Genomic DNA, 12,771 nt, shown 5'->3' on the forward strand with positions numbered 1-12,771 from the left:
TCCTTATTCCCTATTCCCTAAAATCAACAAATTGTTGACTTCAGCAATTTGAGCAACTGTAGAAAATGGTGAATTTTCTATTTCCCATTCCCGATTGCCTTTTCCCTAATTTGAATATACTCTTTCTAATGGAATTTCGACTATAAAAGTAGTTCCTTTACCAACTTCACTGGAAAAATCTATTTTTCCACTATGCAACTCTACGCACTGTTTAACAATAGATAATCCTAATCCTGTTCCTGCTATTTTGCCTACATTACTTGCTCTGTAGAAAGATTCAAACAATTTTTTTTGGTTCTCAATTGGAATACCTATCCCCTCATCTTTGATGGAAAAAATAGCTTTTTGCTCATCCAAAGTAAACTGGAAATCTACCTGACCTCCTGTCGGTGAATACTTAATAGCATTGGATAATAAATTATTTAAGATATGCCGAATTAGTTTCTCATCCATCAAGAAAAATTGCACCTCATTCTTGTCAGATTTAGATTTAGATTTTTGGGAATTTTTTTTGTTAATTGTGAAGTTAATAATATGTTTATTACTAGCAGTAACTCTGATAGAGTTGACAATATGAGAGGCGACTTTAATCAAATCAATAGGTGCTGGTTTATATTTGAGTTTTCCTGCATCTGCTTTACCAATAAATCTGACATCCTCCAGCAGTTCAAGCATTTCTTGTGTAGATTCTTCAATGTAAAGTAAATATTGATTTTTTTCTGCTTCAGTAATTTCAGATTCATAAGATCGAAGCAATTGACTAGATAATAAAACTGTATTTAAGGGATTACCAAATTCGTGAGTAACCATTGAGAAAAAACGACCCCTTACTTCTCTCAAATCTCGTTCTTGTTCCAAAGCTTGACGTATTTCTTCTTCCTCTTTTTTCCGCTCTGTAATATCTCTACCTATATAAACAAAATTTTCTACTCCTTCCACGTCTGTCTGAATTACTGAACAAGAAAATTCAACAATTATTTTTTCTCCACTTTTGTTCTGACAAATTAATTCTACGTCTTGAGATACTTGCCCTTGTAATAACAGATGTTTTTGTCGCGCTTTATGTAGTAATTTTTCTTGAGGAATAATCATGGAAATTTCTTTGCCTAGCAACTCTTCTTTCTGATAGTCAAATAAAATTTCTGCTGCATGATTAACAGTTTTAATTACTCCAGAACTTGTTGTTACCAATAAAACATCTGCCATATAGGTAATAATTTTATTAATATAATCCTGAGAAGCAGTCAAAGCACTTAATAAAAGATGAGATTCATTGGCACTTTGAATTAACTTCTGCTGCATTACCATGTTTTCTGTGACATCTTCAACTAATACTATTAAGTTTTTTTCTGATAAATTTGGATTTAAATCTGCAATTATAGATAGATTTATATACAGAGGAGATTTATTTTCTGGAGACCTCGCAACTCCTTCATATTCAAAAATTTCTCTCTTTCCATTAATTACTTCCTCTAGTATTTTTTCGGTTCCTATTAATTCTGGAAAACTACTCTGAATATCTTCACCGGGAATTGCTAATTCTGGAAATTCAGCAAACTTTTTTAACCCATTTGATACCTCTAAAATTTTTAACTGTGAATTAATCATCAAATACTCTGTTTGACGAGATAACAATAGTTTTTTTAACAGGTTAATCATGGGTAGTTCAAGCTAAAAAATTTTATTTATTGAGGAATAATTGAGAAGTCAGACTTCTAAATTTTGCATAGAATTCTCTAGTAATACCAAGCTTGATAAATGTTTGCTACAAATAGCTAGTGCCGCTACGCGGAAGTCAAAAGTCATGCATTCAAAAGTCAAAAGTATTGATTAGTAAGGTTTTTAGGATTTTGTAACTGGTCAGTTATTTCCGCCATTGTGCACTAGGGGATTTTTGTTTGAGTCAACCCACCCCTAACCCCTCCCAGGAGGGGAAATCAGTTGGACAGAGTTAGAATGAATAGCTTTGATACCATTTCTGATTTCATAACTTATCTTATTAGTCAAAGGAACATCTACTGTAAAAGTCTTTTTATCGCCCTTATTATTCGTAACATTCTTTTTTCATGCATGGTATAATACCGTTTCACGCAAGTTATATCAAATTCGCTCGGGTTCGGTATAAAAAAGTGTTCACTTCACGAGCGCCATTGCCAAATTTTTCTAAATTCTCTTCCCTCCCCGTATCCGCGCCTCCTGACTTCTGACTCCTGAGTCTTTATCTAATTACAGCAATACTACCGGATTTGATATTAAAAGTCAAAAGTCATGCATTAAAATTTTATAGGCTCAAAACTTTGATGCTACAGTAACAGTAATTTTAGGAAATTATTTCATCTAAAGTTTGAAACTATTTGTGATATCTTTAAAGTGAATTAGTACTAAGTATACCGTTTCAGGGAATTATGAATTATGAAGTTAGATTGGATAGGCTAAAAACTTTGACAATACAACAGTTTGAGGCAATTATTTGACATCCAAAGTTTGAAACTATTTGTGATATCTTTAAAGTGAATTAGTATAAGTAGAGTAAACTAAAAAAAGACGTTGCATATTTAGCTACAAAATGCATCAAAATAATGATATAACTAACTTTTGAACTAATTTACAATTTGATAGATAACGCACAAAATTTACCACGCTCTACTTAGGAAGGGATGATCGACGAAGTCATAAGTTAGAAGTTGTTTTTGTCACGAAGATTTTGAGCAACCCTCCAAAAACATTTCGCCTTTAAAGACTAGGTTGGGCGACCCAATTATTTTAATAAGTAGATTTAATACCAAATCTGATTCATATTTGCTACATATTCTGAAAAAAAAGTCTCATACCAATTATCTAAAGTCTTGCTCTACTTAGAAGCTGGAAAAAATAACTTTTATTTATCACAAAAGTTACCAAATAGCGAATATTTACTCCAACAAATAATATTTATCAATATCAAATCTAAGTATAGCAAAGTTTCTGGTAATTGGTATTAGGTATTACGACCAGGGAATAAATACTTAATTATAAAGTAGTTTTAAAATCAAGTATTAATTTTTATAAATCATATAATAACACCACAAAATCATAATATTTGTAGTCTTTATGCGGAACTAAATCTGCAACTAATTACAGAAATTTTGAGGATGGTGAGGTACAGTTTATTAATTCTCTGTTGCCTGTTGCCAGATCAGCTGTTGCCAAGTCCTAAAATTTTGTACCTCATAACTCCAAAACTGCTGTAATTTTGTTTCCTACCTCCTAACTACTTATTCCTCCTTCAAACTATTTTTTCCACTATCCTATAAGATAACTTATCAAAAATCTCATCCACATTTTCACCAGTTTTAGCAGATGTATTATATGTCGCTATGACTCTTTCATCTTCTTGATGATTGAATTGCGATAATAGTTGATTAATTATTTCTGCATCAACTAAATCAGACTTATTCAAAGCCAATATAGCTATACTTTGAGGATTTATTGAGAAAAATAATTCTAATCTTTCAGTAAGATTATCTATAGTTTCTTGACGAGTGACATCTGCAACAACTATTGCTCCACTCGCTCCTTGTAAATAACTAGGAGCGATCGCCTTAAACTTAGTATGACCCTCTAAATCCCAAATTAATAGCTTCAAGGAATTATTTTTTTCTGCTTCTGTTGTGGCTAAACTTACTATTTTACTAGAAATTTTTACCCCTACTGTAGAAAGATATTGGTCACTAAACTGCCGATCCACAAATCGACGAATTAGGCTAGTTTTTCCCACACCAAAATCACCAACAAGACAAATTTTTTTCGATATCATAATTATAGTCAGTTGTCTTCTGCAGTTGCTTCAAACAAATCAAATGTTACACACCTACTCAATAATAGTGGCTGATTATACTCTACATCTTGAGGAGAGTTTGTTTGTCCAGTTACTTGTAATCGTCTGGCGTCCACTCCTTGTTTGACCAAAGCATCTCTGACTATATTGGCTCTTTGTATGGCCAATTTTTGGTTGCTCTCTGGATTGCCAGTACGATCTGTATGACCTATTATCCTAAGATGTTTTTGAGGGTATTGACTGAGAAATTCTTTAATTTCGGCCATTGTCTCTGCATAAGTAGGCTCAAGTTTAGCTGAACCTAGATCGAAATAGATACGAGTTTTCAGTTTTAGTGGACTTAGTTTAATTGTGGTAATGACAGATTGGACTCCGGGGACTTGCTCAATTTTTCTAATTATTTTCTGAGTATCTGCCATATCCATCACTGTTCCTTTCACAGTCACTTTATCTTCTGTATAGTTACTGGTGATGGACACGCCTTCAATTTGATTTAATGCTTTTGTGATTCGCTCTACTTCACCACTTACTTCTGAGGGGTCTGGTGGTACTTCTATAGTTACTATTTGATTATCTAGTTCTATATTATAAAGGTCAGCCTGTTTTTGAGCTATTTCTACTGCTTGATTGCGTAAATTTTGATTTGGCAGTCGCCCAGTTAGAGTTAAAGAACCTCTTTTTACTTCTGCATTTAAACTATAAAAGGCTAACTCTGGAATCTTCGCCCAACCTTGAGTAGTTCTTATTTCAACACTTCGATAAACTCTACTGTAATACTGATAGATTCCCCAAGGAATTAAAATTAAACTTACAATTAATCCAAAAATTATTAATAGAGCAGTAGGTGGTTTAGAAACAGAGAGTTTCTTATTTTCTTGTACATCTATGTCTATTAATGCTTTTAGTAGTAATTTAATTGAGTTAGGAATCGTATCTGGGTCTCCGGCAAAATTCTTAATATCTCTACCGTAATCTATCACAATATTGCTGAGTGTTTGTCGTAATTCTTTAATAAATGACTTGTTAGGTTCTCCCTTGATTACTACTGCTAAATAACAATGTCCAGCAACTTCTAAGATGATTTTTGAATCTCCATATTCAATCTCATTCAATTCTGAAATATCTCCAGACTGAACAATACAATCATTCACAAAACTCCGGATGGCTGTTAACATTCCTGCCACCATTTCTGATTCTAATTTTTCTCGCCCAGACTGTTGAGCTTCAGTAATTATTAAACCTGATTCTTTGTGAATTAAAAATACCGCTTGGACTGTAAAAACCATTATTTCTGAGAGCATAAGTTCTGCCTCAGAAACTCCTTGAAAAATTGCCTGAATTTTCCGTCTTATTCCCTTGAAACTAAATGTATCTGAAATTTTGTCATTAATTTCTCGAATTGCTTCGGTCATGTATTTAGAAATGGTACTGCCAATCACAGGATATAGAGCATCTACGATGGAATTTTGCTCTAGGGAAATTTGGTCTTTAATTACTGTACCCATTTCTGGTGCTAATGCTTGGGAAATTTGTCGCCTATCTATCCTAATTTGTTCTCTAATTGCAGCTCCCATTTCTGGTGCTAATGCCTTAGCAATTTCTTGAGGATAATTCTGTATTGTATAGGAAATTACTGCTGGCAATAAAGGTGCTAAAACTTCAATAATCGACTGTTGGTCTTGTTCTATTTTCTTAGTCAGAATAATATCAATAATTGGTGCTAATGCCTCAGCCATTAGTTGGGGTTCTTGATTTATTTGTATTGCTATTGCCGGAGATAATATCGGAGCTAGTGCAGAACTTATTGCTTCTCGATCTTGTCTAAATCTTTTTTGTATAGCTTGGTCAATTACTGGGGTAATTTTTTCTATAATTTCTCCTTCTGTTTGACCTAAATGAGTGAATAAATTTTCTAATAATAAAGGATTGAATAGATTATTTAATTCATTTTGATGATCGTCGAAACTTTTGTTTCCTAAGTTATTATTTAGCCTCCGAATTAATCTAGCTACTTTTGAGCCAAATAATAGATTCTGTAAAGCTTCAAATGCTGCTATTTCTGCATTAGATTGTTGATAATTATTAGAAAATTCTGATTTTTTTTCTAGTTTATTTTCAGCTAAAAGTAATAATTCTTCTCTAGCTAATATTTTCGTTTGATTATTTGCTTGATTATTAGTATATATATTTTCTACATCTATAATATTATCGTGATTTTGAGAAGACTCTTTTTGAAGAGAATGATTGATAGAGTCATCCTGATTTTCAATTTGAATAGCTTCCTTTTCCAGAAAACTTATATGCTGTTTAGACTCAATAGACTTATCTGTCAAATCTTCAGGAACATCAATTAAGTTTAGGTCTGCTAATAAATCGAACAAACGTTTTAGCTGTTCAACTTCTTCTACATTGACTTCAACAGATTGATTATTGTCTATATATTTCTGATTTTTAGCAGGTTTTCTGTTCAAGTAAGCCATCTATTTCTACTTTATTAAATTGTTATCTGATACTAAAATCTCTGTTCCTATATTTTTATCTGCTGCTTCTTTAAGTTCAGTCATTAACTCAGTTTTTTTCATTCTCATACCAACCTCAAACATAATTTCTGCTAAATCATCCCGTGAAACTTTGCCATCTTGAAGTAAGGAAAACTGCTTCTCAAGTTCCTCAAATATTTGAGTTTTCAGGTTACTGACATCGTTCTCTAGTTTCTCCCTTGTTTTTAATAATTTATCTTGGAGAGAAGTTGTTTGATTATCAATAATTTCATCTAAAGCTTCTTTAGTAGTAGTAATTTTTCGATTTACCCGTTCAATTTGTTGCTTAGTTTCACCAAGATCTTCTTGATTATTTTGCAGAGTTAAATTTATACTTCTAATTTTTTGATCCATAGAATCAACCGTAGCTTGTAGTTCTGTAGAAAAAGCGTTTTTGACTTGTTCTATTTGATTATGAATTTCTTGTTTAACTAGGGATACTTCTGATTCTAGCTTATCAAAACGATTTTCGTATTCTCTCAGCTTAGAGCCAAAAATTATATCGCGAATTTTATCAATATTTCCTAGTCTCTCACGCATTTCTTCTTTGGTTAATTCGGCCATCTTTTCTCCTAGTGAATTGCCAAAATTAGTATAAGCTAAAAAGCTTACATTCTTAATTCTACTTGATTTTGCTTAGACTTGAAAATATTAACCGGGTTTATTGGGTCTGAGGTTTTCAGCAGATAGACCCGAATTCTGGAGTTGGCGTAAATATAGAAGTAGGGTTGATATCAAGCGCGATCGATGTTTACTACTAATGGTTAGACTATTTGTAGGAGTCAGAATGAATAGTTTAAATACCATTTATTAGGTTGTAGTTTCTCTTTTTATTTAAAGGGACATCTGATTTGAAATACCTAATTCCCCGAGACCCCAGAGCGCTCCTCAAAACAGAACCCATTTGGGATTTATGAGCGGGAGTCTAGGGAGTTTGGGGAGTTTGGTCCGTGTAGGAAGTGTGGGAGTATTTTTCAACTTGCCTAATTCCCCGAGACCCCAGAGCGCTCCTCAAAACAGAACCCATTTGGGATTTATGAGCGGGAGTCTAGGGAGTTTGGGGAGTTTGGTCCGTGCAGGAAGTGTGGGAGTATTTTTCAACTTGCCTAATTCCCCGAGACCCCAGAGCGCTCCTCAAAACAGAACCCATTTGGGATTTATGAGCGGGAGTTTGGGGAGTCTGGGGAGTCTGGGGAGTCTGGGGAGTCTGGGAAGTGCGGGAGTATTTTTCAACTTGCCTAATTCCCCAAGACCCCAGAGCGCTCCTCAAAACAGAACCCATTTGGGATTTATGAGCGGGAGTCTAGGGAGTTTGGGGAGTTTGGTCCGTGTGGTCCGTGTGGTCCGTGTGGGGAGTTTGGTCCGTGTGGGAGTATTTTTCAACTTAGACTTACGATCGCTAGCTTTATTTCGGGTTGGTTCAGCCTTAATTATTATTGTTGATTTAATCCAGCGTTTTCCTGATATTAAAGCTCACTATACAGATTTTGGCATCTTGCCTCGCGGACCACTAATTGAACAATTTTTAAATCCTTGGCTTTGGTCACTTCATCTTTTTAGTGGTAATGTTTTATTTCAAGGGCTACTTTTTACGGTTGCTTTTATTTGTGCAATAGCACTTCTAGTTGGTTATCGAACTCAGTTATTCACCATTTTATCTTGGGTTTTACTTGCTTATTTGCATAGTCGTAACAACATTATTCTCAATGCTGGAGATTATGAATTGCGCTTACTTCTTTTTTGGGGAATATTTTTACCAAAAAATTGGGTTTAAAGCCTCGCCCATAAGCGGGCGACTTTTTAGTTGACGAGCGTTTTAATAAATGTGTTATTATCCTACTGTCTTTAGGCTCAAACTATGAAATTGAGATTTAAGTACCGTGTATATCCAACACCGGGACAAAAATACCGATTAGCCAAGTTATTTGGCTGTGTCCGTGTTGTCTGGAATGATGGTCTAGCTTGCTGTCAAAAAAAGTATAAATCAGGAGAGAAAAAACCTGTTAACTCTCAGCTACAAAAACAGTTTATTACGTAGGGGCGATTCGCGAATCGCCCCTACAAAAAACTGAAGACAGAGAGTGGTTATCAGAGGTTTCTGCTATACCACTACAGCAATCTTTAAACGATTTAAACCAAGCGTTGCTCTAACTTTTTTAATTCAACCAAAGGTAAGAGAAAGGGTAGACCTGTTAAACCTCCAGATTGCTTCGTTCCTCGCAACGCTCCGCGATTTAAAACGAGAAAGTCAAGACAAACTGCAAGGTTTACATGCATGGGGGTTTAAAATTGGTCAACATAAAGTTCCTAGCAACGCCAAAATTGGAAGTGTGAAAATTGTATGGTCAAGAGAATTACCTGCTACTCCATCATCAGTAACTATTATCAAAGACTGTAGGGGCATCTATGCGAATCGCCCCTACTAGATACTTCTTAAGTTTTGTTGTAGAAACTTGTGCCCAAATCTTACCTAAAACTGATAATTCAGTAGGTATAGATTTAGGAATTAAAACTTTTGCGACTTTGAGTAATGGTCGAAAAATTGATGCACCAAAACCACTCAAGAAACGAATTAAGAAATACCGCAAATTAAGCAAGTTATTATCTAACAAAACTAGAGGGTCAAAACGCTATGAAAAAGCTAGACTAAAAATAGCTAAATTTCATGCCAAACTGAAAGATACGCTTAACAGATTTTCTGCATAAATTATCTACTGAAATTATTAACGAAAACCAAGTAATAGTTTGAGAAGACTTGAATGTATCTGGAATGGTAAAGAATCGGAAATTATCCAGAGCCATATCTGATTTAGGTTGGCGACAATTTAGGACTTTCTTAGAAGGGAAAGCAGAAAAATATGGTCGTGATTTTAGAGTAATAAGCAGGTGGGAACCAACATCACATGCATTGTTCATGTTGTGGATTTTCAGGTGGAAAGTTAGACCTTTCAGTAAGAGAGTGGGAATGTTTCAACTGTGTTGCCAAACACGACCGTGATGAAAATGCAGCCATAAATATATTAGTCGCGGGCGGGCAGCCCGAGACAAAAAACGGACGTGGAGGCCAGCGTCAGACTACTGCCAAAGTAGCAGCAGCTTATGAAACGTCAACCCGTCGAGGAGCTACGGCTCGGTAGGAATCCCCGTCCGTTTACGGCGGGGAGGATGTCAACATTAGGTGGATATTATTCAGTTGATAGTGCCTTAAATTCTGAATCAAAACCTTTACTTAAATCAATTATTTCAGGTGGTACTATTTCTTTAACTCTACAAGTATGCTTTATTTATTGGTTTACTGCGATGCTTAAATCTCATCCGATGTGGTGGGAAGATGGCAGTGCTGTTTATTACGCTTTAAATATCGATCAACTTGCTACTCCCTTAAGTAGCTTCATGTTGCAGTTTCCTAAACTTTTAATTTTTGCTAATTTTGCCACTCTCTGGATTGAGTTATTAGCACCTTTTTTATTATTTGTACCAATTAAAAATAGTTTTTTTCGTTGCTCAACAGTATTTATTTTTGTTGGTTTACATATTGGTTTTCGGCTCGGCTTAGTTTTAGGTTTATTTCCTTATGTATGTATTGTTAGCTGGTTAGTATTCTTGCCTAGTGATTTTTGGGATTGGTTAACTCAAAAATTACAATATAAACAAATTACCAGTATTAAAATTTATTATAATCCTGATTATAGTACATATCAAAAAAGATTATATTTACTTTCCTGCTTTTTATTTTTACCAAGAGAATTAGTTATCTCAGCGAAAACAAAACCCGAAATTTATACAGCAATAAAGACCAGTAATTCATGGTTATTGGTGGAAGATAAAGGCAATCAATATATTCAATTTCAGGCATTGATTTATATGTGTCATCTTTCTCCTATATTTCGACCTCTAACTTTAGTTTTTAGTTTACCCATAATTACAACTATAGGCAAAAATAAATGCGCTGAACTAAACAATATCAATAGTAATTTTCATCAATTAATTTCCAGATTAAAATATCGTCCCATTCAAGTTTATTCAGCTAATTATCAGAATATACTTGCTTTGTTATTTCTCGCTTTTGTATTAATCTGGAATCTTAATAGTATTTCCCCAGAAATATTTCCTATCCCAAAAATAGTAAGAGCAACTAATTTAATTCTCAGATTAGATCAAAAATGGAGTATGTTTGCCCCCTATCCCTCAGTTGAAGATGGTTGGTATGTGATTCCAGGTAAGTTGAAAAATGGTAAAGAAATTGATTTATTTAAAAATGGTAAACCTGTGATTTGGGATAAACCTTTATTAGTTTCATCAACTTATCCTAATGAACGCTGGCGTAAGTATATGATGAATATTTGGTCGAAGCGTCATGCTGCTCATCGTCTTTATTATGGTAAATATTTGTGCCGTGACTGGAATAGTAAACATCAAGGTCAAGAACAACTTGATACTTTTGAAATCTATTTTATGTTAGAAAAAACCTTACCTAACTATCAAACTCCTGAAGTAGAAAAAGTTATGATTCATAGACATTATTGTTTTAAGTAATACCATTTATCATGCATTCTTGCTACATCTCTTTGAGAGTAGGGAGTAGGTTCAACAATTAATAATTAATAATTAATAATTAATAATTATTAATTAATTATTACCTCTCCTTGAAAACGGATAGGATTGACTCAAAGGAAATTTTTTTTCTTTTTTCCCCTTAAAGGGGGAGGCTTTATCAACATCTTTCTTAACATAAAACTTGATAAGTTCAGTCAGTTATGCTTAGGTCTTGAATCAGCTTTTTTCTGAGAAATAGTGTATTGAATTAGACATAAAGAAGTGAGAAATGCACACCAAGATTCTTACTCCCCCCTCTTCCCCCTCTTCCCCCTCTCCCCACCCTCCCACAAGGTTTTTAGGAGTTCCTTATAAAGGATAGCTTAAAGGGGGAGGCGCATACCCACAATTTATCGGTTAAAAGAGATAAGATATTTTGATTTAATGCCGATAATCTTTACAAACATTACTGAAGCATTATTATTACTTAATAACTGAAGTTTCATCGGAAGTATAGCATTATTTTTGGGAATTGGTATAATCTGAGAAATAATCATTATAGAATTCGGGTACTTAAACCCGAATTTTTAGCTGATAGCTAGTTAAAATCCTGTCCTTCTGGGATGGGTTTTGCTAATTGTTTTATAATGATTAGATAGAGGTTGCAAAACCACCGAGCCAACCTTCAAAAGAATGACGGCAACCCACAAAAAACAAATTTTTATCAGCAGATTTATAACATCATGTCTGAAGAATAGTTATTAATCACCAACAATATGACTGTGGATAAACTACAACAACTAACAACTAAGTCTATTGATTTGCTAGAGACGATTCTTGATAACTCAAACATACCATTAACAGAAAGAGCAGAAATTGCTTTGCGAATATTAGAGATAGCTCAATCTAGTCAAACAACTACTCAAAATCCAATAACTTCAGCTAATAACAGAATTATTGAATCTGCTACCTCGAAAATACCGACATTTATCCCTAATTATTCTCAGTCAACCTCAAATCAAAATCAATCCAAAATTTTACCTGTCAAATATCTGCAAATTGAGAATTTCCTCGAACCTCAAGAACTAGAAGCAGCGCTCACAATTGCTATCAAGAATAAAAATAATTTTACCGACTCTTCAGTTCATAACAAAAGTACGAATCAAATAAAGAAATTTAGACAATCTTCAATTCTTCACCATAAATTTTATCCCGAACTTGCTAAATCAATACAAACTAAAGTTTTAAAGACTCTCCCCTCAGTTTTGGAAAAGCTAAACCACCCAAATTTCTCCACATCTAATATTGTTATTCAACTAACAGCACACAACGATAGTTGTTTCTACACAATTCATAGTGATGCAAATACAGAAATGACTGCCACGAGGGAAATGACCTATGTTTACTACTTTTATCAAGAACCAAAATCATTCTCTGGAGGAGAATTAGTAATTTATGAAACTAAGGTAGACGGAAATAATCTTTCCAAACACAATGATTTTAAAGTGATTGAACCTCGCAATAATAGTATTATCTTTTTCCCAAGTCGTTACCTACATGAAATCTTACCCGTTAATTGTCCGACTAAAGCATTTGAACATAGTCGCTTTGCATTTAACGGTTGGATTCGCCGTTGAGATTAGGTGATGGGGAGATAGGGAGATGGGGAGGTGGGGAGATAGGGAGAATGTTGATAATTTCATTGTCTGAAATATTCAGGACTTATTAAAGCATTTGAGCATAGTCGCTTTACCTTTAATGGTTGGATTGGCCGTGAAGATTAGGTGATGGGGAGGTGGGGAGATGGGGAGATGGGGGGATGGGGGAATTGGGAGAATGTTGATAATTTCATTGTCTGAAATATTCAGGACTTATTAA

General features: G+C 34.2%; 11 protein-coding genes. 7 read left to right on the plus strand and 4 right to left on the minus strand.

Annotated elements, in window-relative coordinates:
• Positions 1 to 105 precede the first annotated feature (105 nt).
• From F6K22_RS10840 to F6K22_RS10855, 4 genes are all read right to left on the minus strand, one after another.
• Positions 106 to 1,659: a sensor histidine kinase gene (locus F6K22_RS10840; RefSeq protein WP_293096968.1), complete on the minus strand. Its 1,554-nt coding sequence runs from the start codon at positions 1,657 to 1,659 to the stop codon at positions 106 to 108.
• Positions 1,660 to 3,265: 1,606 nt separating this feature from the next.
• The gene (locus F6K22_RS10845) at positions 3,266 to 3,802 is read right to left on the minus strand and encodes a Rab family GTPase (RefSeq protein ID WP_293096997.1); all 537 of its coding nucleotides are present in this window, start codon (positions 3,800 to 3,802) and stop codon (positions 3,266 to 3,268) included.
• A 2-nt stretch (positions 3,803 to 3,804) separates the two neighbouring features.
• On the minus strand, positions 3,805 to 6,297 hold the full coding sequence (locus F6K22_RS10850; RefSeq protein ID WP_293096971.1) for an OmpA family protein: 2,493 nt from the start codon (positions 6,295 to 6,297) through the stop codon (positions 3,805 to 3,807).
• 6 nt (positions 6,298 to 6,303) lie between these two features.
• Entirely contained in the window at positions 6,304 to 6,921 is a 618-nt protein-coding gene (locus F6K22_RS10855; protein WP_293096974.1) for a hypothetical protein, read from the minus strand.
• Between the two features lie 727 nt (positions 6,922 to 7,648).
• On the opposite strand from F6K22_RS10855, the gene F6K22_RS10860 reads away from it, so the two are divergent.
• The 7 genes from F6K22_RS10860 (at position 7,649) to F6K22_RS10890 (ending at position 12,530) form a co-directional block, all read left to right on the plus strand.
• Positions 7,649 to 8,131 (plus strand): hypothetical protein, encoded by a 483-nt coding sequence (locus F6K22_RS10860; protein ID WP_293096977.1) that lies wholly within the window; start codon positions 7,649 to 7,651, stop codon positions 8,129 to 8,131.
• Between the two features lie 84 nt (positions 8,132 to 8,215).
• On the plus strand, positions 8,216 to 8,395 hold the full coding sequence (locus tag F6K22_RS10865) for a helix-turn-helix domain-containing protein (RefSeq protein WP_293096980.1): 180 nt from the start codon (positions 8,216 to 8,218) through the stop codon (positions 8,393 to 8,395).
• A 43-nt stretch (positions 8,396 to 8,438) separates the two neighbouring features.
• Positions 8,439 to 8,783, plus strand: coding sequence for a hypothetical protein (locus F6K22_RS10870; protein WP_293096982.1), 345 nt, complete (start codon positions 8,439 to 8,441; stop codon positions 8,781 to 8,783).
• Complete coding sequence (locus F6K22_RS10875) at positions 8,764 to 9,063, plus strand: transposase (protein WP_293096985.1); 300 nt, start codon at positions 8,764 to 8,766, stop codon at positions 9,061 to 9,063. The genes F6K22_RS10870 and F6K22_RS10875 overlap by 20 nt, the downstream gene beginning before the upstream one ends.
• A 197-nt stretch (positions 9,064 to 9,260) precedes the next feature.
• The gene (locus tag F6K22_RS10880; protein ID WP_293096988.1) at positions 9,261 to 9,494 is read left to right on the plus strand and encodes a zinc ribbon domain-containing protein; all 234 of its coding nucleotides are present in this window, start codon (positions 9,261 to 9,263) and stop codon (positions 9,492 to 9,494) included.
• Complete coding sequence (locus F6K22_RS10885) at positions 9,457 to 10,893, plus strand: HTTM domain-containing protein (RefSeq protein ID WP_293096991.1); 1,437 nt, start codon at positions 9,457 to 9,459, stop codon at positions 10,891 to 10,893. The genes F6K22_RS10880 and F6K22_RS10885 overlap by 38 nt, the downstream gene beginning before the upstream one ends.
• A gap of 776 nt (positions 10,894 to 11,669) precedes the next feature.
• Positions 11,670 to 12,530 (plus strand): 2OG-Fe(II) oxygenase, encoded by an 861-nt coding sequence (locus F6K22_RS10890; RefSeq protein WP_293096994.1) that lies wholly within the window; start codon positions 11,670 to 11,672, stop codon positions 12,528 to 12,530.
• Positions 12,531 to 12,771: the final 241 nt, after the last annotated feature.

It is taken from the genome of Okeania sp. SIO2F4, from assembly GCF_010672385.1.
Lineage (GTDB): Bacteria > Cyanobacteriota > Cyanobacteriia > Cyanobacteriales > Microcoleaceae > Trichodesmium.